The sequence below is a fragment of the Aeromonas sp. 602658 genome, assembly GCF_049173005.1.
GTDB lineage: Bacteria > Pseudomonadota > Gammaproteobacteria > Enterobacterales > Aeromonadaceae > Aeromonas > Aeromonas veronii_A.
The window spans coordinates 29,822-50,138 of the sequence record NZ_JAAKRF010000026.1 but is presented as its reverse complement, the minus strand read 5'-3'; the positions used below and the strand labels follow the sequence as shown (position 1 = coordinate 50,138).

Below are 20,317 nucleotides of genomic sequence, written 5' to 3'. Positions count from 1 at the left end.
TCCTTAGTTCAGTCGGTAGAACGGCGGACTGTTAATCCGTATGTCACTGGTTCAAGTCCAGTAGGAGGAGCCAATTCAAAAAGCCCTTGTCGCAAGACAAGGGCTTTTTTCTATTTGGCGCAGCCATTTTTTAACCATAAAAACAACCACACACGCACAGATGAACCGCAGGATAGATATGGAAAATCATGTAGTTATAGAGTCAAAGGGGCGACTTGCCGCCATTCGGAACTGGATGGAACCCGTGCTGGTGCTGCTTATTCTCGGCAGCCTGTTCGGTTACCTCGGCAGCCAGATGGGCCTCTCTGCCATGGTCAACACCCTGTTCAATACCGCCCACCAGCTGCTGCTCAATACCGTGCTCTTTATCATGGGGATCACGGTGCTCTCCGGTGCCCTGAGCCAGCTGTTGAGCGAGTTCGGGGTGATCCGCCTGCTGGAGGTGCTGCTGGCCCCGCTGATGAAGCCGGTGTTTCGTCTGCCTGGCCGCACCGCGCTGGCGGCGCTGATGACCTTCTTCTCCGACAACCCGGCGGTGATCAGCCTCGCCAAGGACAGCCGCTTTCGCAAAGGCTTCACCCCCTGGCAGCTGGTGTCGCTCACCAACTTCGGCACCGCCTTCGGCATGGGGCTGATCGTGGTGACCTTTATGGCCACCCTGCAACTGCCGAGCGGTGAATCCACCGCCAGCGCGGCGCTGATCGGGTTGCTGGGTGCTCTGGTGGGCTCGGTGGTCTCTACCCGGCTGATGCAGCGGATGATCCGCCCCTTGGTGGGGGAAGTGCTGAACGATGACGCTATATCGTCCGACGGCCGCAAGGTAGGGGTGACCAAAGAGGCGGCTCCCGGCTGGCTGCGGATCCTCAACTCTCTGCTCGATGGCGGCAAATCTGGCGTGGAGCTGGGGATGGCGGTGATCCCCGGGGTGCTGATCATCAGTACCTTCGTGATGCTGCTCACCTTCGGCCCGGGCGACAAGGGCTATACCGGCGAAGCGTTTCAGGGGGTAGCCCTGCTGCCGGTGCTGGCCGCCAAGGTGAGCTGGCTGTTTGACCTGCTGTTCGGTTTCCAGCAGCCGGAGCTGGTCGCCTTCCCGGCTACCTCCCTCGGTGCTGTCGGTGCCGCCATGTCGCTGGTGCCCCCTTTTATCGCCAAGGGGTGGATCACTGGTAACGAGGTCGCGGTGTTTACCGCCATGGGGATGTGCTGGAGTGGCTTCCTGAGCACCCACACCGCCATGCTGGATGCCCTCGGCTATCGCCACCTCACCTCCCGCGCCATCGTTGCCCACACCATCGGCGGCCTGTGTGCCGGTGTGGCCGCTCACCAGCTCTATCTGCTGCTGGGCTGAGCAGAGTGAAAAGAGAGAGGGGCGCTGCGGCGCCCCTCTCTGTATCCTGCTGACGAAAATCGCCTATTCGTTATGGCCGATCAGGTTCTGCGCGATCACCGCTTCCGGCATCATCTCCCGCAGCCCGGCGATCAGTTTTTCCCCCGCCTCATGCAGCGCAGCCAGCGGCATCTCGGTCAGGCTCTCCAGAATGAACCACATCTGGCCCGAATCGACACTGAGTCGGGTACGCACACCCTGCCGCCAGTTCCAGCGCCGACAGGTGACCCCCTTGTCATCCCGCCAGACCACCTCGCCGGGTTCCGGAGATTCGTGTGCGGGTTCGCCCCCCTTCATGGTATCGAACTGCTCGCTGCCATCGGCTACCACCAGTCGCGGTAGTCCCTCATAGGTGAGCAGGTTTTCGCCCCCCACCGGAATGGCGTAGCGGATACTGATGGCGTTGTAGAGATCGACCACGGGATCGATGGCGGGCAGGTTGCCATCGCGGGCGACCCGCTTTCTCAGAGCCTCGGCGGAACAGGGAGTCCGCTGCGGCTTGGCGCCAAATTTTCTGAACAGCTCGCCCCAGGCGGCGAGATGCGCCTCTGCCCACGGCACATCGGCGGTCAGCATGGCGGTGCAGGCTTCATCAAGGGCGCGCGCCCCCACGTTCGGGTCGACCACGGCGGCGGCCTGCACCGTGATGCTCAAAGCGCGAAAGCCGGGAGCCAGCTGGTTGACTTCGGGGGAGATATAGGGGGTGATCAGGGACATAGCGACTCCATAAACGAAAGAGGCTGGGAGAAGGCGGCTGCCGGCCAGCATAGCGGCAACGGCAAATCCGGTTTGAGAGCCATCATGCGCGAACATGTTAGATAAGAAAATTTACATGATCTTAATGCCCATAAGTTTAATGAATGAAAAATGACGTGATCAAGGGGATGGCGGGCATGTAGCGGTATATAGCGAAGAGGAGCCCTGCCGTCTCCGGTTTGCTGCGGTAATGCCCCTTTGCCGCCTGGAACTGCAGCGGCAGCCGCTGGCCGCCCGGCTCTCTTGTGATGACCTCAGTTGCAATGCCCAAGCACGAGGCGGTCACTCAAATTGCTCGGTTGTTCAATGAGTTGGCTATGGTTGGCGTTTTTTCATCGTTCTGGCCCCGCTTATGCATTCCTCTTGGCAACACCATCAAGGGTCGTTGTCGCGGAGAGATATCATGATCAGCAACCTGCTTCCCCTTGCCTCTATCGCCCTCAAGCTGGGCAGTCAGCTGCTTGTCAGCAGTAGCAAACCCCAGCCCGTGCAGCCTGCCGTACAGGAGGATCGCCTTGCCCCGACTGTCCAGAGCTTGTTCCAGCGACTCGGTATCAAGGATGCCGATAGCGAACAGAACCGCTCGGCCATCAACCACTTTATGGGGGAGCTGATGCAGACTCTGGGGCAGGAGAATGGCGGCCAATCCCTCCCTGCCGCCATCGATAGCGCCCGTAGCCAGTTGGCCAATGGTACCCAGAGCACCCGCCTCGATGCGCTGCAAAGCGAGCTCGATACCCTCAAGGATTCCCTCGGTGCCAGCAATCTCAACCTCGACCAGCTGCTCGGCGCCTTTAAACAGACCCTGCCCAATGGCAAGGGGGAGGGGGTGGGCAAACTGCTCAATGCCAGTGCGTGAAATGCCTGAACAGTATCGACTTCAGTAGATGACGAGCCTGTCAATAAATAATCTGGTAGCGTATTCGTGTGGATGTGATGCAAAGCGTGACTATGGCTATTTCCTAGGAATAGCCCACCCGTTTCATATCCATAGAAGAGAGGAATTCATATCTTTCTATTCGTGGAGAATCAAAGATGTTTTCAATCAAATCAATGAAATGTAAGAAATGCAGTAACCACTTCAAAGGGTTCGTGCTGGGTTCTTTCAACGTAATGAGTGAATACACTGCAGCTTGCCCAGCTTGTGGATATATCGTGTCAGTTTATGGAAGTGGTGAATTCATTGATAAGGCAATACCTGCAAATGCCATTATGTTGAAAAGCGCTTAAAGCCAAGATAAAGCAAGAGGGGGAGCGATTGCTCCCCCTCTTATTTTCCAAATACATCAGAGATCAACCCGCCCGTTTGGCCAGCCACAGCTCTGCGGCAGTGAGGGCTGCCTCAACCTGCTCGCGGGCGACGCCGCCTTTGGCGACCCGCTTGGCCAGGGTCGCTTCCAGTTCCAGATTGGGGTAGACGTCGAACTCGATCACCGGGCTGAAACGCTGGAATTCACCGATGGAGAGCTCCTCCAGCGGTTTGCCCACGCTGATGGCAAAGACCACGGTTTCGCCGACGATATGGTGCGCTTCACGGAACGGAATCCCCTTGGCAACCAGATAGTCCGCCAGCTCGGTGGCGTTGGCGTAGCCGCCTTGCGCCGCCGCCATGGTGCGTTCGCCGTTGACCTTCAGATCGATCAGCACCAGCGCCGCCATATCGAGGCAGTCGTGCCAGGTGTCGAGGGCATCGAACAGCCCCTCCTTGTCTTCCTGCATGTCCTTGTTGTAGGCCAGCGGCAGCGCCTTGAGGCTCATCAGCATGCCCATCTGGGCGCCGACCACCCGGCCGGTCTTGCCACGGATCAGCTCCAGCGCATCCGGGTTCTTCTTCTGCGGCATCAGCGACGAGCCGGAAGTGACCGCATCGGAGAGCTCGACAAAGCCCGCCTCGCCGGTGTTGTAGAAGATAAGGTCTTCGGCAAAGCGCGACAGGTGGGTCATGGAGAGGGACGCCACGTGCATCAGCTCCACCACGTGATCCCGATCCGAGACCGAATCCAGACTGTTGCGGGTGGCGCCACCAAAGCCCATGTCGAGCGCCAGCGCTTCGCGGTCGATGGCATAGGCAGTGCCCGCCAGCGCGCCGCAGCCGAGCGGGCTGGTGTCGAGCCGCTTGAGGGCATCCTGTAGCCGGGAGTAGTCCCGCTCCAGCATCTCCACATAGGCCAGCGCCCAGTGAGCGAAGGTGACCGGTTGGGCCCGCTGCAGGTGGGTGTAACCGGGCAGCACCGCGGCCTGATTGGCACGGGCGGAGGCGACCAGTCCCTGCTGCAGGGCGGTGATGGAGCCGAGCAGCAGCTCACCCTGCGCCTTGCACCAGAGTTTCAGGTCGGTGGCGACCTGATCGTTGCGCGAGCGGCCGGTGTGCAGCTTCTTGCCAAGATCGCCGACGGCGGCAATCAGCTGGCTCTCGACCCAGGAGTGGATATCTTCGGCGTCCGAACTCAGGATCTGCTGGGGATCCTGCTGCACCGAGGCGAGCAGTACCTCCATCGCCTGCTGCAGTTTGCCCTGCTCGTCACTGGTCAATACGCCCACCTTGACCAGCGCTTTGGCCCAGGCCATGGAGCCCTGAATATCCTGCTCCGCCAGCCGGTAATCGAACCGCAGCGAATCGTTGAACTGCTTGAACCGGCTATCGGCTCCCTGACTGAAGCGTCCACCCCAAAGTGCCATACTGCTCTCCTTGAATGCGTTGTCGACGGCGCCCTGGCCGCCGAGCTTGAAATCGTGCCCTGTTTTTCTGCGAGCCTGTTATCTCACAGAAGCGGCCGGGGCGCTGCCGCTCTTGTCACACCCGCCGATGATGGGTCAGGGGTTATGCCCTCTGCCTATAGAAGAGGGGGCCATGCCCCCTCAACGGAATCAACGGGTTATCGCGCTTGCTTAGCCGTGGGTGTGATCGCCACCGATGGCTTGATGTTGTTCCTTCATGGCGCGGATCCGGCTGGCCAGGGTGTAGAGACGGATAAAGCCTTCGGCATGGCTCTGGTCATACACTTCATCGGCGCCGAAGGTGGCGAAATCTTCGGAGTAGAGGCTGTTCGGCGACTTCTTCTGCACAGCGGTGACCTGACCCTTGTACATCTTCAGCACCACTTCACCATCCAGATCTTCGGCGATGGCGTTGGCAGAGGCGAGGATCGCTTTGCACAGCGGGGTGAACCAGCGGCCGTCATAGACCAGATGGGAGAACTCGGCACCCAGCTTCTCCCGCCAGGCGCGGGTCGGGCGATCCAGTACCAGCTCTTCCACGGCGCGCAGCGCGGCGACCATCACGGTACCGCCCGGGGTTTCGTAGCAGCCGCGGGACTTCATCCCCACCATCCGGTTTTCGGTGATGTCGATGCGGCCCACGCCGTGCTTGCCGGCACGCTCGTTCAGGGTCATCAGGATCTGGTGCGGGCTGAGCGGCTGGTCATCCACGGCCACCACTTCACCCTGCGCCACGGTCAGCTTGACGTACTCCGGCTGATCCGGAGCCTGCTCGGCCGGTACGGTCCACTGCCAGACCGCTTCGGACGGCTCGTTCCAGGTGCTCTCCAGCTCGCCACCCTCGGTGGAGATGTGCCAGGCGTTGGCGTCGCGGCTGTAGATCTTCTTCAGGGTCGCCTTGCAGGGGATGTTGCGGGTCTCCAGATAGGAGAGCAGATCTTCCCGGGAGCGCATGTCCCAGATCCGCCACGGGGCGATCACTTTCAGCTGGGGTGCCAGCGCGGCGACCGCACCTTCGAAACGCACCTGATCGTTACCCTTGCCGGTGCAGCCGTGGGAGATGGCATCGGCCCCTTCCGCCAGCGCCGCTTCGACCATCGCCTTGGCGATCACCGGACGGGCCATGGAGGTGCCCAGCAGATAGGTGCCTTCATAGACGGCGCCGGTCTTCAGGGTCGGGTAGACGTACTCTTTGACGAACTCTTCCCGCAGATCCTTGATGATGCACTTGGTGGCGCCGGAGGCGATGGCCTTCTGCTCGATCCCTTCCAGATCGTCGCGCTCCTGACCCACATCGGCCACGAAGGCGATGATTTCGGCGTCATAGTGCTCTTTCAGCCAGGGAATGATGGCCGAGGTATCCAGTCCACCCGAGTAAGCCAGTACGATCTTGTTGATTCCGCTCATGTTACTTCTCTCCGTGATGATTCGATGATGATTCAATAAAAGGGTCGTGATTCAGGTTGAGTGCCGCGTTACTTGCCGCCAAGAAGGGTCAGCAACACGGCGTTCTGGATATGCATCCGGTTTTCGGCTTCGTCCATGATGAGGGAGGCGGGGCCATCCATCACCTGCGAGGTGATCTCCAGCTCCCGGTGCGCCGGTTGGCAGTGCAGCACATGTGCAATGCCGGTGCGGTCGAGCAGAGCCTGGTTGATCTGGTAAGGCATAAAGAGGTCTTTGACCTGCTCCATCGGGGTGTTGTCGCCCATGGAGACCCAGGTATCTGTGTAGGCCACATCGAACCCTTCAATATCCGCCACGTCATCGCTGATGTGGATGGTTGCCCCCGACTTGGCCGCCAGTGCCTGCGCCTGCAGGAAGATCTGGGTATCCGGGCCGTGGCCTTTCGGGCAGATCAGGGTGACGTCGGTGCCCAGTGTCGCCCCCAGCAGCAGCAGAGAGTGGCTGACGTTGTTGCCATCACCGAGGTAGGCAAGCTTCACCTTCGACAGATCGTCGTAGTGCTCGGCAATGGTCATAAAGTCGGCCAGCCCCTGACAGGGGTGGTAGAGGTTGCACAGGCTGTTCACTACCGGCACTGTGCCGTGCTCTGCCAGCTCGACCAGGGTCTGGTGATCGAACACCCGGGCGACGATGGCATCACACCAGCGCGACAGGTTGGCGGCGAAATCCTTCACCGACTCCCGCTTGCCCAGCGCGCCGTTCTGCTGATCCAGATAGACGCTGTGGCCGCCCAGCTTGGCGATGCCGATGTCGAAAGTGACCCGGGTACGCAGGGAGGGCTTCTCGAACAGGGTGACCACGCTCTTGCCCGCCAGCGCCTGGCTGTACTTCTTCGGGTCGGCCTTCACTGCCTTGCCCAGCGCAATCAGCGCTTCAATCTGGGCTTTGTTCAGATCACTGTCTTTCAGAAGATGTTGCATCGGATGTTCCTTGTTCCGGTGAGGATTAGAGGGCTACCTGATTGCCATCGGCAATCTTGACCAGAGTGCCGACCGCGCCGCCCGCCAGCAGCTTGAGCAGCTGATCCGGGTAGCGCCAGCTGGCGACACAGACCGGCTTGCCGAGGGTCTCGGCGGCGTGCAGGGCCGCTTCTACCTTGACCGCCATACCGTCCGTGATCACCCCTTTCTCCATCAGATCCAGTGCGGTCAGCTTGTCGAGCTGGGGCACCAGCTTGCCCTTGCCATCGAGGATGCCGCTCACATCGGAGAGCATCACCAGATCGGCGCCGAGGGCCTCGGCAATGGCGGTGGCCGCCTGATCCGCGTTGACGTTCATCAGTTGCCCGTCGGCTGTGATGCCGATGGAGCTCACCACCGGTAGGAAGCCCTGACCGAGGATGCCCGCCACCAGTGCCGGGTTGCCCGGCTTGCACTCGCCGACCGCGCCGAGATCCGGGTCGAGCTGGGTCACCTGACAGAGGCCGCCGTCGGCGAGGCTGAGCCCCACCGCCGGAATGCCAGTGGCGATAGCCTTGGCCATCATCTGCTTGTTGGCGGTCCCCGCCAGTGCACCGGCAATAAAGGGGATCTGCTCGAACGGGGTCACCCGCAGGCCGTTCTTCTTGGTAGAGGTGAGACCCAGCCCCTTGAGCAGGTCATCCACCAGACAGCCACCGCCGTGTACCAGCACCAGCGGACGGTGCTGATCGTCGAGAAAGGTTTTGAGGGTGGCGAACAGGGCGGTCAGCGCCTCGTCGTTCTCGATAAGGGCGCCGCCCAGCTTGATTACCAACGTCTGTTTGTCCATATCTCTCAATCCTTCCTTAAATCAGGCATTGGCCTGCGTAATAGCGCTGTTATGTCCAACCGGAAAGGGCACCGAACTCAACGTGATTACCAACGTCTGTTTGTCCATGTTCGAAATCCTTCCTAAGTCCTTAAATCAGGCCGGTGGCCGGTTCAAAACCAAATTTGATATTTATGCACTGCATGGCTTGCGAGGCGGCGCCCTTGAGCAGGTTGTCGATGGCGGATACCACCACCAGCATGTTGCCCTGCTGTTGCCAGGCGATATCGCAGTAAGGGGTGTTTGCCACACCGCGAATAGAGGGCATCTGGCCGGTGAGGCGCACCAGCGGCTTGCCTTCGTAAGCCTTGAGGAAGGCCTGATCCACCTGCGTGGGGGTGACGCCGTCCGCCAGCTGCACATAGATGGTGGCCAGAATGCCGCGCACATAGTTGCCAAGGTGGGGCTGGAACAGCACCTCCTTGCCGAGGTGATGGCTGATCTCCGGCTGGTGTCTGTGATTGAAGGTGCCGTAAGGGTTGAGGCTCACTTCGCAGAAGCTGGTGTTGATGGCTGCCTTGCGCCCGGCACCGGAAACCCCTGAGACGGCGTTGATGATGGGCTGCCACCCCTTGGCAATCAGGCCATCCTGCTGCAGCGGCTTGAGAGCACAGAGGGAGGCGGTCGGATAACAACCCGGCACCGCAATCAGCTGGGCGGTAGCGATGGCATCGGCATTCCACTCCGCCAGACCATAGACGGCCTGATCCAGCCACTGTTCGCTGTCGTGGGTGAAGCCGTAGAAGCTGTCGTAAAAGCCCTGATCCTTGACCCGGAAGGCACCGGAGAGATCGAACACCGGCAGCCCCTTGGCGAGAAACTTGGGCGCCAGCTCGGCGCTCACCTCGTGGGCGGTGGCCAGCAGCACCAGATCGGCCTGGGTCAGGATCCGGGTCATGCCATCGTCGTCCAGCGGCAGCAGCGGCTGATCGAGGGCGCCTACCCACTGGGGATGCAGGGAAGAGAAGCGCTTGTGGGCATCCTGACTGCCGGCGGAGACGTAGAGGCCGAACAGTTTGAGTTGTGGATGGTTCTGTACCAGTGCGGCCAGTTCGGCTCCCGCGTAGCCACTGGCACCGACGATAACGGTGTTAAGCATGTTGAATATTCCAAGTCAGAGTTCGAGATTCACAGCATGACGCTGCAGTGCACAAGGGTGTTCGAGCGCCCCTTTGCACAAGTGCGGAGGGGCAATTCAGGCGGGTGTGTGTCGTCGGTTATAGATCAGGTGACAGAACATTAACTTTCCCTTACAACTAGAAGCCTTTGTTGATGAGCCAGATATTCAGGTAAAATTACAGAATATTCATGCACTCACTTTGCATTTGTATTTTCTAACAGAAACATTCCGGGGACGCAAGGAGGAGCTGATGGCCAATCTGGATTTTTTTTCACTTTATAAGAATATTATTGCGATTCCCTCTATCAGCAGCACGGATCCCAAGTGGGATCAGAGCAATGAGGCGGTGATCCGGCTGCTGGCCGACTGGTTCGGTCAGCTCGGTTTTCAGTGCGAGGTGACGGCGCTCCCCGATCTGCCGGGCAAATTCAATCTGGTGGCGACGATGGGTCAGGGGGAGGGCGGTCTGCTGCTGGCGGGTCACACAGATACGGTGCCGTTCGATGAGGGGGGTTGGAGCAAGGATCCCTTCAAGGTGACCGAAGAGGGCAATCGTCTCTATGGCCTCGGCACCATCGACATGAAGGGCTTCTTCGCCTTTATCGTGGAGGCGCTCAAAGATATTGACCTCACCAAGCTGACCAAGCCGCTGCGCATTCTCGCCACTGCCGACGAAGAGACCACCATGGCGGGGGCCCGCGCCATCGCCGCGGCGGCCGAGCTCAAACCCGACTACGCCGTGATTGGCGAGCCGACCGGACTGGTGCCGGTGGTGGCCCACAAAGGGCACATGTCGGAGGCGATCCGCATTACCGGCAAGAGCGGTCACAGCTCGGATCCCGCCAACGGCGTCAACGCCATGGAGATCATGCATAAGGCGATGGGGCAGGTGCTGCGCTTGCAGCAGGATCTGAAAGATCGCTACGCCGACCACCGCTTTGCCGTGCCGCAGCCGACCCTGAACCTGGGTTACATTCAGGGGGGCGACAGCCCGAACCGCATCTGCGGCTGTTGCGAGCTGCATATCGACCTGCGACCCACCCCGCAGGTGGGGCCGGATGAGCTGATGGGGATGCTCAAAGAGGCACTGTCGCCCATCGAGATCCACCAGCCGGGCTGTCTGCATCTGCAACATCTGCATGAACCCATTCCCGCCTACGCCTGCGCCGACGACTCTGTGCTGGTGCGCGAAGCTGAGAAGGCGAGCGGTCGCGCCGCCGAGTCGGTCAACTACTGCACCGAGGCGCCGTTTATCCAGCAGCTTGGCTGCGAGACCATCGTCATGGGCCCCGGCCATATCACCCAGGCGCACCAGCCGGATGAGTATCTTGACCTCTCCTTCGTCAAGCCGACCACCTCGGTGTTGCAACACCTGATCAGACGTTTTTGCCTGTAGCGGCGGCGGTGAAAGGGGCGTAAGAACTGTAAGTAAGTTACATAACAAGCCGATTGTGGAGTGGTGATGGAAATACATGTTCTGAATCGGCCTGTTATTTGACCTTGCTCAGACAATCTGGGTAGATTGTCACCCTAAGATGACGGAGCATATGTTGTAATCGCACAACAATAAGTGAGGTCGTCTAGCACCCCGGATGGGTGTCAGGCACCAACAAGATAAGGATGTGGAATGAACGAAAAGTACGCCGCACTACGCGCCAACGTAGGTATGCTGGGTCAGCTGCTGGGTAAATCCATCAAGGATCATCAGGGTCAGGCCTTTCTCGACAAGATCGAAACCATTCGCCAATTGGCCAAGTCCTCCCGCAAGGGCAATGAATCAGACCGGGAACGTCTGCTCGATACCCTGCGAACCCTGAGCGATGATGAACTGCTGCCGGTGGCCCGCGCCTTCAGCCAGTTCCTCAATCTGGCCAACGTGGCGGAACAGTTCCACACCATCTCCCGTCGCTGTGAAGAGCAGGTCTGCACCCCGGACCCGCTGGAGCAGATGTTCGACAAACTGAAAGCCTCCAACCTGTCGCAAGAGGCCATCATTCAGGCCGTGCGCGAGCTGGATATCGATCTGGTGCTGACCGCTCACCCCACCGAGGTGACCCGCCGCACCCTGATCCACAAGCACGTACAGCTCAACGACTGCCTCGAGGCGCTGGAGCTCTCTGACCTGCTGCCCCGCGAGCGGGACAAGATCCTCAATCGCATCGAACAGCTGATCAATCAGGCGTGGCACACCAACGAGATCCGCGAACAACGCCCGACTCCAGTCGACGAGGCCAAGTGGGGCTTCGCCGTGGTGGAGAACAGCCTGTGGCCTGCCATCCCAGAATTCATGCGCAATCTGGACGAGCGTCTGCAACACCATCTGGGTGTGCGGCTGCCGCTGGATGCCGCGCCGGTCAAGTTCACCTCCTGGATGGGCGGTGACCGCGACGGCAACCCCTTCGTTACCGCCAAGGTGACTGCCGAAGTGCTGGAGCTGGGCCGCTGGATGGCGGTGAGCCTGTTCTACAAAGACATCAAGGAGCTCACCTCCGAGCTCTCCATGTCCGACTGTACCGACGCCGTGCGTGCTCGCGTTGGCGATCACCCCGAGCCCTACCGCGCGCTGGTGCGCGAGCTGCGTGAAGCGCTGCGCGAAACCAAGGAGCACCTCACCGCCAAGGTGCAAGGCCAGGCTAGCGAGAGCCAGGATCTGGTCAAGACCACCGCCCAGCTGCGCGAGCCGCTGGAGCTCTGCTACCACTCACTGCACGCTTGCGGCATGGGCAATATCGCCGATGGCATGTTGCTGGACGTGCTGCGCAAGGTCGCCTGCTTTGGCATCCATCTGGTCAAGCTGGATATCCGTCAGGATGGCGAGCGCCACGGGCTGGTTTTCTCCGAGCTGACCCGCTATCTGGGTCTGGGTGACTACGCCGAGTGGAGTGAAGATGACAAGCAGGCCTTCCTGCTCAACGAACTGAACTCTCGTCGCCCGCTCATTCCCCACGACTGGGAGCCGAGCGCCGAGGTGCGCGAGACGCTGGATACCTGTCAGGTCATCGCCCAGCACGACCCCGATGCGTTCGGCATCTACATCATCTCCATGGCCGGAGCGCCGTCCGACGTGCTGTCGGTGCAACTGCTGCTCAAAGAGGCGGGCTGCAAGTTCCGTATGCCGGTTGCCCCGCTGTTTGAAACCCAGGATGACCTGATGGCAGGCACCGCCGTGATGGAGCGTCTGCTCTCGGTGGACTGGTATCGCGGCTACATCCAGGGCCGTCAGTACGTGATGATCGGTTACTCCGACTCCGCCAAGGATGCGGGCATGATGGCCGCAGGCTGGGCCCAGTACGCCGCCATGGAATCCCTGGTGGGGCTGGCCGAAGCCAACAATATCCGCCTCACCCTGTTCCATGGCCGTGGCGGTACCGTCGGTCGCGGTGGTGCCCCTGCCCATCAGGCCATCCTCTCCCAGCCGCCGGGATCCCTGCGCGGCGGTCTGCGTACCACCGAACAAGGGGAAATGATCCGCTTCAAGTTCGGTCTGCCGAAAGTGGCGATCAAGAGTCTGGAGCTCTACACCAGCGCCGTGCTGGAAGGGAACCTGCTGCCGCCGCCCAAGCCGAAAGAGTGCTGGCGCGAGGTGATGGAACAGCTGGCCGCCGACTCCTGCGATCACTACCGAAGCATTGTGCGCGGTCATCCGGACTTCGTCCCTTACTTCCGTGCCGCCACCCCGGAGATGGAGCTCGGCAAGCTGCCGCTCGGCTCCCGTCCCTCCAAGCGCAAGCCTAACGGCGGCGTCGAGAGCCTGCGCGCCATTCCGTGGATCTTCGCCTGGACCCAGAACCGCCTGATGCTGCCGGCTTGGCTCGGTGCCCACAAGGCGCTGCAACAGGCCATCGACGGCGGCAAGCTGGCGGTGCTGGAAGAGATGAGCGCCCAGTGGCCCTTCTTCCGCACTCGCCTCGAGATGCTGGAGATGGTGTTCCTCAAGGCGGACGTCTGGCTCGCCGAGTACTACGACACCCGTCTGGTGCCGCAGGAGCTGTGGGGCCTTGGCAAACAGCTGCGTCAGGAGCTCGCCGAATCCATCGAGGTGGTGCTGAAACTGAGCCCGTGCGGGGATCTGCTGGAGGATCAGCCCTGGATCAAGGAGTCCATCAAGCTGCGCAACCCCTACACAGACCCGCTCAACGTGCTGCAAGCCGAGCTGCTCAACCGCTCCCGCAACCACCCGGAGACCCTGCACCCCGAGCTGGACAAGGCGCTGATGGTCACCATCGCCGGCATTGCGGCAGGTATGCGCAACACCGGTTGATCGCCAGCCCAAGCCAGCAGGCTTCAGCGATATCCATCCAGCCAAAGGGCGCCGACAAGGTGCCCTTTGTTTTTTGTTGCCCAGCAGAATTCGGCTCGATGGGAACCCCACCCATGTTTTGGACTGTATTTTGTAGGGTGCAGCAAGCGCAGCGCATTGTACGGCTCGGAAATGATTTTAGCCCTGACTCGTCCTGTGTTTAATTCGGCAAGCGGCACAATTCATCTTGTTCATTGCTCTCTACTCATTACCGGTGATGGGTACAGATTTCCCCTCCGGCTTGCATCACTCGCCACGCAGGCGCAGACTGTTTGGCCTTGTTTTTATGCGATTCGATTCAAGGCAACCATCATGACTCCTGCCATCAACCTGCTGAAGAAGCTCAAAATCCCCCACAAGCTCTACCCCTATGAGTGCGAAGCCCACGATGATTTCGGCAAGCATGCCGCGACCCAGCTCGGGTTGCCGGAGGCGCAGGTGTTCAAGACTCTGGTTGCCCATCACGACAAGCAGGCGGTGGTGGCCATCGTTCCCTCATCCGGCATGTGCAGTCTGAAGCAGCTGGCCAAGGCGACTGGTCTCAAGAAGGTGGAGATGATGAAACCGGCGGAAGCGGAGAAGCTGACCGGTTACAAGGTGGGTGGCATCAGCCCGCTGGCCCAGAAGAAGCTGCTGCCCACCGTGCTCGACGAGTCGGCGCTGCAGTTTGACGAGATCCTGGTGAGCGGCGGCAAGCGCGGCCTCTCGGTCGGTGTGGCGCCGCAGGATATGCTGACGCTGATGAAGTGGATCGCCGCTCCCATCGGCGAAGAGTAGTGCCGGGCACGTTGTGAACCTGTTCTCCGGGCCTGTGGTGGCCCGGATAGCCCCACCTGTGAGCGGGCGCGTGCCCTGTGCTCAACGGGGTGCGTGCCAGTCTATAATGGGTGAACCCCGTTGTATGAGTTCAGCCATGATGTACCGACTTCTGTTGCTTTGCCTCTGTTTATCCCTCCCCTCTGCCTTGCTGGCTGCCACCCGTTTTACCCTGCTCAGCCCTGAAAACAGTCAGGATATGCGGATGCGTTATTACCGTGAGGTGATGCAGCTGGCGCTAGAGAAAACTCGCCCCGAATATGGCGACTACGAGTTGCTGGACTCCCTGCCGATGAACAAGGCGCGGATGCGGATCGAGGTGCAGGAGCAGGGCAAAAACGCCCTCTTTATTGTCGACAGCTGGCCTTATCAGGGGGAGGCAGTGGCGGATCAGGTGGCATCGATCCCGTTCCCGATCGATATGGGGATCCTCGGCTATCGGGTCTGTTTCGTCGGCTCGGATCGTGCTGCCGAGCTGGCGCGGGTGAACACCCTGGATCAGTTGCGCCACTTCACTCAAGGGGTGGGCACCGGCTGGCAGGATGCGGTGATCCTGCGCAACGGCGGGCTGACTGTGCATGAGGTGGATAACTACGAGTCGCTGTTTCGTATGGTGGCACGAGGGCGCATCGATCTCTTCTGTCGTGGGGCCAACGAGATCCTGTCGGAGTGGCAATCTCATCAGGGCAAGGTGGCCGGTTTGACGGTCGATCGCCATCTGGCCCTTTTCTATCCGCTGATCCACGTGTTCTACAGCAATGCCCGCTACGTTCAGGAGCGCGAGCGCCTTGAGCGCGGTCTGCAACTGGCCTGGCAGGATGGTTCGCTCAAACGGCTCTGGCGCCATCACTTCCAACCCTCGCTGGTGTTTGCCAATCTGGGGGCTCGCCAGATTGTCCGGCTCGGCAATCCGCAGTTACCCAAGGACGGTTTTGACTATCGCCCCTACCTTTACAACCCGCTGACGGATGATTTCGGTTCACAACCCTGAGCCGGGTTATCAGGTGCGCAGCTCTGATAGAGTAAGGGAGAGATCATTGCCGCAAAGGAGATGGCCCATGCACGCATCTGCCCTCTCCTTGCTCTTCATCGCGTTGCTGCTGCCTGCCACCGGCGGTGCAGCCCCGGTCTTTACGCTGCGTACCTGCCTCGAAAACAGTGACTCCTACCCCTGGCTGCTGCAATCGGGGGAGGGGATTGTCCAGTATCACCTAAAGGCGGTTGCTACCGCCCTCAATGCCGAGATCGTGCTGACGCCGCTGCCGTGGAAGCGCTGCCTCTCTCGGGTGAGCAGTGGCCAGATGGATGCGGCCATCAAGATGAGTTACAGCGTCGAGCGGGCGACCAGGGTGGGGGTCTATCCCATGCGTGAGGGCAAACCCGACCCCGCCAAGCGGCTGCTGACCGAGAGCTACAGCCTCTACCAGCTAAAGGGGGGCAAGAGCCTGTGGGATGGCACCACCCTCAGGATCAAGGGCATGGTGGCGGCCCAGTCGGGATTCTCCATCGTCGACTGGTTGCAGGCTGCGGGAGCCGAGGTGGATGACTCCAGCCGTGACCCGCTGATCATGTTGAAAAAGCTGGTGATGGATCGGGCGCAGGCGACCGCCATCCAGACCGAGGTGGCCGACAGCATTCTGGCGGCCCATCCCGCGTTGCAGGCCCGTATCGAGCGGCTGTCGCCGGTACTGGTGGAGAAGCCCTACTATCTGGTCTTCTCTCACCGCTTCTATCAATCTCATCCCCGACAAAGCCGGCAGGCGTGGGATGCCATCGAGCAGGTGCGCGACTCTGCTGCCTATCAGCGTTATGCCACATCGCTCAGAAGCACACCTCCGGTGGGGGAGTAGGCTGATGGATGCGACTGGCCGAAAAGTGGAGGAGAGCGTGGGGTGGCGGCAGGGCCGAGCGGCCAAGCTAGGGGCTACACTGAAAGAACCCCTTCAGCCAAGGCGCGGTTTATGTCACCCCTGCATCTGCTGGCTGCCGCTCTGCTCTGCATGTTGTCGCTGACCGGACAGGCGGCCACCCGGTTTACCTATATCAGCCCGGAGAGCGAGCGGGACCCGCGCACCACTTATGATCGGGAGCTGCTGCGGCTCGCCCTCGACAAGACCCGCGACCAGTTTGGCGACTATCTGTTGGAGCCTGCGCCGCCCATGACCAAGGCGCGCGAGCGGGTCAGCATGCAGCTCGACAACTATCCCAACCTCTTTGTAATGGACAGCTACAGCAGCACCCGCGAGGATCTGGGGCTCGCCTATGTCCGTTTTCCCATCCATCTGGGGATCGTCAGCTACCGCATCTGTTTTGTCAGCCCGCAGCAAAAGGGGGCGGTGAGCAAAGTGACCGACCTCAAGGGGCTGCGCCAGTTCACCTTCGGTCAGGGCAAGGGGTGGCTGGATGTGGATATCCTGCGTTACGCCGGGATGGAGGTGGTGGAAGTGGAGGGGTACGAAAAGCTGTTCAAAATGGTGGCGCGGGGCCGCTTCGATCTCTTCTGCCGCGGGGTGAGCGAGCTGCGCAGCGAGCAGCTGACCCACAAGGAGATGACGGACCTGCTGGTGGATGATGCATTGTTGATCTACTACCCGCTGCCCCGGGTTTTCTACACCAATCCCAACAATCGCGAGGCGCTGCAGCGGGTCGAGCGGGGGTTGCAGCTGGCGTGGCAGGATGGCTCGCTACAGGCGCTGTGGCGCAAGAGCTTTGGCCCGGCCATCGCTTTTGCCAAGCTCTCCCAGCGCCGACTGCTGCGACTGGATAACCCCTTCCTCGACGGGATCAGCTTCGATTTCCGCCCCTACTTCTACAATCCGCAGACCGATCGCTTCGGCGATTACTGAGGTGCCTGCCGCTGGCGGCAGAGGGCCAACCAGGCCTCGGCGGTGCGGGAGAGATAGCGCTCGCTCGGCCAGATCACCCCGAGTCGCCAGCTCAATTCGGGCTCCAGCGGCCGCAGCACCAGACCATCCGGGGTCAGCCGGTGGCAGACCGGCTCCGGCAAGAAGGCGACCCCCATGCCGCTGCGTACCATGGCGGTGAGAAAATCCCACTGGCTGCTGCGCGCCGCCACCTGAGGCACAAAGCCCGCTTCCTGACACGCCTGCTCCAGCCGCTCGCTCAGGGTAAACGCCTGGGTATAGAGCAGGAAGGGCTCCTCCTGCAGAGACTCCAGCCGCAGCGGCGCTTCGCCATGCCAGCGGGGTTGATCCGGCAGCACCACCCGGATCGGGTATTGATCCAGCTCCAGCGCGCTGAGGGCGCCCCCCTCTTTGGTCGGCAGCATGGTGATGGCGAGATCCAGCTCTCCCTCCAGCACCGCCTGTTCGATGCGGCGGCCGCCGTACTCCACCAGGGTCAGCTCCACCTTGGGATAGCGGGTGCGGTAGGCGCGGATCAGATCTGCATAGACGTGACCCACCATGGGGGGAATGCCGAGGGTGAGGCGACCATGTTGCAGGCTCTGCAGATCCGCCAGTTCGGCCTCCAGCTGCTGCATCTCCGCCAAGATGGTCTGGGCCCGGTTGAACAGCACCTGGCCGCTGTCGGTCAGGGTGAAGCGGCGCCCTTCCCGGTTGAGCAGGGGTTGGCCCAGCTCCTCTTCGATATTGCGGATCATCTTGCTGATGGTGGGCTGGGTGACGAACAGCTTTTCAGAGGCGCGGGTGAAGCTTTTTTCCCGCACCAGTTCGACAAAATAGCGCAGGGCGCGAATATCCATGGACTCTCTCGACTCGTGTTGGCGGGTACGGGATGAAGTATGCCTATGCGGCATGAATTTGATAATTTTAATTCATTTCTGGCAGGTTTTGCTCAACTCTATACTGTGAGCCGGTTCACAGAAAGACGATGATCATGAAAGCCCTCTGCTTGCGCTGGTTACAGACTCCCTTCCAGATTGTGTTGCTGGCAGCCATCTGGCTGCTGGCCGATACCGCGGTGCGTACCCTCCATCTGCCGCTGCCCGCCAACCTCACCGGCATGTTGTTGCTGCTGGCCTGCATCCTGCTCGGAGTGGTCAAGGCCGAGTGGTTCAGTGCCGGTGCGCGCTGGCTGCTGGCCGAGATGCTGCTCTTCTTCGTCCCCGCCGTGGTAGCGGTGGTCAACTATCAGGAGCTGCTGCTGCAAGAGGGGTGGCGCATCATGGTGGTGCTGCTGGTGAGCACCACCCTGGTACTCGGCACCACGGCGCTGGTGGTGGATCGGGTTTACCGCCTCGAACTGAAACTGGCCCGCCGGAGTCGCCGTCATGTCTGATACCCTGCTCGGGCTGATCTGTTTCGCCCTCACCCTGCTCTTCTACTACGCCAGCAAATGGCTCTACGGCAAAAAGCGGATCCTGCCGCTGATGCCGCTGCTGCTGGCGCCGACCCTGCTGGTGGCCGTGGTGCTGCTGTTCCACATCCCCTATCAGGATTACATGGCGGAATCCCACTGGCTGCTCTGGCTGCTGGGCCCCGCCACCGTTGCCTTCGCCGTGCCGGTCTACGAGAACCGCCAGCTCATTCGCCGCCACTGGCTGTCGCTGTCGGTAGGGGTGGTCGCATCGGTCATCATGGCGGTGGGGAGTACCGTGCTGCTGGCCCGCTGGCTGGATCTCTCCGACATGTTGCAGCGCAGTCTGGCGATGCGCTCCATCACTACGCCGTTTGCGGTGGAGGCGACCCGCGCCATCGGCGGTCAGAGCGATCTCACCGCGCTGTTTGTGGTGCTGACCGGGGTGATTGGTATGGCGGTGGGGGAGAGCGTGCTCACCGTGCTGGCCATTCGCAGTCGCCTCGGCAAGGGGGCGGGGTTTGGCGCCTCGGCTCACGGCGCCGGCACTGCCAGGGCTTATCAGATGGGTAATGAGGAGGGAGTGGTCTCCAGCATGGTGATGATGATCGCCGGTATGGTGACCGTGCTGCTGGCGCCCCTGCTGGGCCGGATGTTCTGGTAGGCCTGGCTTCCCTTTAGAAGGCTGCTCGCCCCGGCGCTACACTCTAGTGAGCCTGTATTTCCGGGATGAGCAGTATGACCTTTCATCGCCTCGCTTCCTGCTTGCTGCTGTGCAGTCTTTCCCTCCTTGCCACTCCCCTAAGGGCGAGCGACGTCATCACTCATATCAGCCCCGAGAGCGATCGGGACTTGCGTACCCTCTATTTTCGCGATCTGTTGCAGCTGGCGCTGGAGAAGACCCGCGACAGCTTCGGTGACTACGAGCTGCGGACCGCACCGCCTATGAACCGTATCCGGATGAGACAGATTGTGCAGACTCAGCAATACCCCAATCTGTTTGTGGCCGACAGTCTGCGTCCGGCCGCAGAGAGCGGAGCGCTGGATTACGTCCGCTTTCCGGTGGAGCTGGGCATCCTCGGTTATCGCATCTGCTTTGTCAGTCCGCAGCAGGCCGACGCAGTGGCAAGGGTCAATACCCTGACCGAGCTGCAGCAATTTCTGCACGGGCAGGGGCGTGGCTGGCAGGATGCGGAGATCCTGCGTCATGGGGGATTCAAGGTGCAGGAGGTCGACGGTTACGAGCGGCTGTTCAAGCTGGTGGCCCGTGGCCGCATCGATCTCTTCTGCCGCGGTGCCAACGAGCTCTTTATCGAGCAGGAGCAGCACAGTGATCTGCCCGGCCTCACCGTGGATCGGCGAGTGGCGCTGCACTATCCCTTCCTCCATCTCTTCTACACCCACAAGGATAATCAGGCCGCCATCCGCCGCCTCTCGGTCGGCCTCAAGCTGGCGTGGCGGGATGGCTCGCTGCAACAGCTCTGGCTGTGCCACTTCAAACCTTCCCTCGAGCAGGCGCAGCTCCCCAGACGCCTGTTGTTCGAGTTGGCCAATCCGCGCCTTGATAAGGTGGACTTTGATTATAGGGCCTACCACTACAACCCCGTTGACGGGACGTTCGGGCCCGGGCTGCCTTGAACCTGATGGTGTTGTTAGCGGATAAAGGGCCGTCTCTGCTGATGTG

Annotated in this window: 18 protein-coding genes; 11 read left to right on the top strand and 7 right to left on the bottom strand. The window is 60.9% G+C overall.

The genetic code is table 11. The features are described 5' to 3' along the window. Positions 1 to 178 precede the first annotated feature (178 nt). Entirely contained in the window at positions 179 to 1,351 is a 1,173-nt protein-coding gene (locus G5253_RS15825) for a CD0519/CD1768 family membrane protein (RefSeq protein ID WP_005336104.1), read from the top strand. A gap of 63 nt (positions 1,352 to 1,414) precedes the next feature. On the opposite strand, the gene G5253_RS15820 is transcribed toward G5253_RS15825, so the two are convergent. After that, a complete protein-coding gene (locus G5253_RS15820) occupies positions 1,415 to 2,107 on the bottom strand; it encodes a B3/4 domain-containing protein (RefSeq protein WP_266134886.1) in 693 nt (230 codons plus the stop codon). Between the two features lie 442 nt (positions 2,108 to 2,549). On the opposite strand from G5253_RS15820, the gene G5253_RS15815 reads away from it, so the two are divergent. After that, positions 2,550 to 3,005 carry a hypothetical protein gene (locus G5253_RS15815; RefSeq protein WP_266134885.1) on the top strand — a complete coding sequence of 152 codons (456 nt, stop codon included), beginning with the start codon at positions 2,550 to 2,552 and terminating at the stop codon, positions 3,003 to 3,005. A 434-nt stretch (positions 3,006 to 3,439) separates the two neighbouring features. Here G5253_RS15815 and argH read toward each other — a convergent pair whose 3' ends face one another. The 5 genes from argH to argC form a co-directional block, all read right to left on the bottom strand. Next, on the bottom strand, positions 3,440 to 4,825 hold the full coding sequence (gene argH / locus G5253_RS15810) for an argininosuccinate lyase (RefSeq protein ID WP_266134884.1): 1,386 nt from the start codon (positions 4,823 to 4,825) through the stop codon (positions 3,440 to 3,442). Between the two features lie 210 nt (positions 4,826 to 5,035). Further along, entirely contained in the window at positions 5,036 to 6,271 is a 1,236-nt protein-coding gene (locus G5253_RS15805) for an argininosuccinate synthase (RefSeq protein ID WP_033115910.1), read from the bottom strand. Between the two features lie 68 nt (positions 6,272 to 6,339). After that, positions 6,340 to 7,251, bottom strand: a complete 912-nt coding sequence (locus tag G5253_RS15800) for an ornithine carbamoyltransferase (protein ID WP_104016515.1) — start codon at positions 7,249 to 7,251, stop codon at positions 6,340 to 6,342. 25 nt (positions 7,252 to 7,276) lie between these two features. Further along, entirely contained in the window at positions 7,277 to 8,080 is an 804-nt protein-coding gene (gene argB / locus G5253_RS15795; protein WP_266134883.1) for an acetylglutamate kinase, read from the bottom strand. A 130-nt stretch (positions 8,081 to 8,210) separates the two neighbouring features. Continuing rightward, positions 8,211 to 9,218, bottom strand: coding sequence for an N-acetyl-gamma-glutamyl-phosphate reductase (gene argC, locus G5253_RS15790; RefSeq protein ID WP_110304444.1), 1,008 nt, complete (start codon positions 9,216 to 9,218; stop codon positions 8,211 to 8,213). Between the two features lie 271 nt (positions 9,219 to 9,489). Here argC and argE point away from each other — a divergent pair, with 271 nt between their 5' ends. The 6 genes from argE to G5253_RS15760 all read left to right on the top strand — a co-directional run bounded on the left by argE (position 9,490) and on the right by G5253_RS15760 (position 17,201). Next, a complete protein-coding gene (gene argE, locus G5253_RS15785) occupies positions 9,490 to 10,635 on the top strand; it encodes an acetylornithine deacetylase (RefSeq protein WP_101530028.1) in 1,146 nt (381 codons plus the stop codon). 231 nt (positions 10,636 to 10,866) lie between these two features. Further along, positions 10,867 to 13,500 carry a phosphoenolpyruvate carboxylase gene (gene ppc / locus G5253_RS15780; RefSeq protein ID WP_216952185.1) on the top strand — a complete coding sequence of 878 codons (2,634 nt, stop codon included), beginning with the start codon at positions 10,867 to 10,869 and terminating at the stop codon, positions 13,498 to 13,500. Positions 13,501 to 13,851: 351 nt separating this feature from the next. Next, positions 13,852 to 14,316: a Cys-tRNA(Pro) deacylase gene (gene ybaK, locus G5253_RS15775; protein ID WP_005336092.1), complete on the top strand. Its 465-nt coding sequence runs from the start codon at positions 13,852 to 13,854 to the stop codon at positions 14,314 to 14,316. A 136-nt stretch (positions 14,317 to 14,452) separates the two neighbouring features. Beyond that, a complete protein-coding gene (locus tag G5253_RS15770; RefSeq protein ID WP_216952184.1) occupies positions 14,453 to 15,346 on the top strand; it encodes a hypothetical protein in 894 nt (297 codons plus the stop codon). 67 nt (positions 15,347 to 15,413) lie between these two features. Next, on the top strand, positions 15,414 to 16,205 hold the full coding sequence (locus G5253_RS15765) for a substrate-binding periplasmic protein (RefSeq protein WP_216952183.1): 792 nt from the start codon (positions 15,414 to 15,416) through the stop codon (positions 16,203 to 16,205). Positions 16,206 to 16,316: 111 nt separating this feature from the next. Next, positions 16,317 to 17,201: a transporter substrate-binding domain-containing protein gene (locus G5253_RS15760; protein WP_216952182.1), complete on the top strand. Its 885-nt coding sequence runs from the start codon at positions 16,317 to 16,319 to the stop codon at positions 17,199 to 17,201. On the opposite strand, the gene G5253_RS15755 is transcribed toward G5253_RS15760, so the two are convergent. Next, positions 17,195 to 18,079, bottom strand: a complete 885-nt coding sequence (locus G5253_RS15755; RefSeq protein ID WP_103252113.1) for a LysR family transcriptional regulator — start codon at positions 18,077 to 18,079, stop codon at positions 17,195 to 17,197. The genes G5253_RS15760 and G5253_RS15755 overlap by 7 nt on opposite strands. A 134-nt stretch (positions 18,080 to 18,213) precedes the next feature. Here G5253_RS15755 and G5253_RS15750 point away from each other — a divergent pair, with 134 nt between their 5' ends. The 3 genes from G5253_RS15750 to G5253_RS15740 all read left to right on the top strand — a co-directional run bounded on the left by G5253_RS15750 (position 18,214) and on the right by G5253_RS15740 (position 20,271). After that, the gene (locus tag G5253_RS15750; RefSeq protein WP_041202734.1) at positions 18,214 to 18,615 is read left to right on the top strand and encodes a CidA/LrgA family protein; all 402 of its coding nucleotides are present in this window, start codon (positions 18,214 to 18,216) and stop codon (positions 18,613 to 18,615) included. Then, positions 18,608 to 19,297, top strand: coding sequence for an LrgB family protein (locus tag G5253_RS15745; RefSeq protein WP_005341581.1), 690 nt, complete (start codon positions 18,608 to 18,610; stop codon positions 19,295 to 19,297). The genes G5253_RS15750 and G5253_RS15745 overlap by 8 nt, the downstream gene beginning before the upstream one ends. A gap of 74 nt (positions 19,298 to 19,371) precedes the next feature. Further along, the gene (locus G5253_RS15740; protein WP_227341848.1) at positions 19,372 to 20,271 is read left to right on the top strand and encodes a hypothetical protein; all 900 of its coding nucleotides are present in this window, start codon (positions 19,372 to 19,374) and stop codon (positions 20,269 to 20,271) included. Positions 20,272 to 20,317 lie beyond the last annotated feature (46 nt).

Coding starts and splice junctions, on each gene's coding strand:
- G5253_RS15825 (WP_005336104.1), top strand. CDS start 179: ATGGAAAATCATGTAGTTATAGAGTCAAAGGGGCGACTTGCCGCCATT.
- G5253_RS15820 (WP_266134886.1), bottom strand. CDS start 2,107: ATGTCCCTGATCACCCCCTATATCTCCCCCGAAGTCAACCAGCTGGCT.
- G5253_RS15815 (WP_266134885.1), top strand. CDS start 2,550: ATGATCAGCAACCTGCTTCCCCTTGCCTCTATCGCCCTCAAGCTGGGC.
- argH (WP_266134884.1), bottom strand. CDS start 4,825: ATGGCACTTTGGGGTGGACGCTTCAGTCAGGGAGCCGATAGCCGGTTC.
- G5253_RS15805 (WP_033115910.1), bottom strand. CDS start 6,271: ATGAGCGGAATCAACAAGATCGTACTGGCTTACTCGGGTGGACTGGAT.
- G5253_RS15800 (WP_104016515.1), bottom strand. CDS start 7,251: ATGCAACATCTTCTGAAAGACAGTGATCTGAACAAAGCCCAGATTGAA.
- argB (WP_266134883.1), bottom strand. CDS start 8,080: ATGGACAAACAGACGTTGGTAATCAAGCTGGGCGGCGCCCTTATCGAG.
- argC (WP_110304444.1), bottom strand. CDS start 9,218: ATGCTTAACACCGTTATCGTCGGTGCCAGTGGCTACGCGGGAGCCGAA.
- argE (WP_101530028.1), top strand. CDS start 9,490: ATGGCCAATCTGGATTTTTTTTCACTTTATAAGAATATTATTGCGATT.
- ppc (WP_216952185.1), top strand. CDS start 10,867: ATGAACGAAAAGTACGCCGCACTACGCGCCAACGTAGGTATGCTGGGT.
- ybaK (WP_005336092.1), top strand. CDS start 13,852: ATGACTCCTGCCATCAACCTGCTGAAGAAGCTCAAAATCCCCCACAAG.
- G5253_RS15770 (WP_216952184.1), top strand. CDS start 14,453: ATGATGTACCGACTTCTGTTGCTTTGCCTCTGTTTATCCCTCCCCTCT.
- G5253_RS15765 (WP_216952183.1), top strand. CDS start 15,414: ATGCACGCATCTGCCCTCTCCTTGCTCTTCATCGCGTTGCTGCTGCCT.
- G5253_RS15760 (WP_216952182.1), top strand. CDS start 16,317: ATGTCACCCCTGCATCTGCTGGCTGCCGCTCTGCTCTGCATGTTGTCG.
- G5253_RS15755 (WP_103252113.1), bottom strand. CDS start 18,079: ATGGATATTCGCGCCCTGCGCTATTTTGTCGAACTGGTGCGGGAAAAA.
- G5253_RS15750 (WP_041202734.1), top strand. CDS start 18,214: ATGAAAGCCCTCTGCTTGCGCTGGTTACAGACTCCCTTCCAGATTGTG.
- G5253_RS15745 (WP_005341581.1), top strand. CDS start 18,608: ATGTCTGATACCCTGCTCGGGCTGATCTGTTTCGCCCTCACCCTGCTC.
- G5253_RS15740 (WP_227341848.1), top strand. CDS start 19,372: ATGACCTTTCATCGCCTCGCTTCCTGCTTGCTGCTGTGCAGTCTTTCC.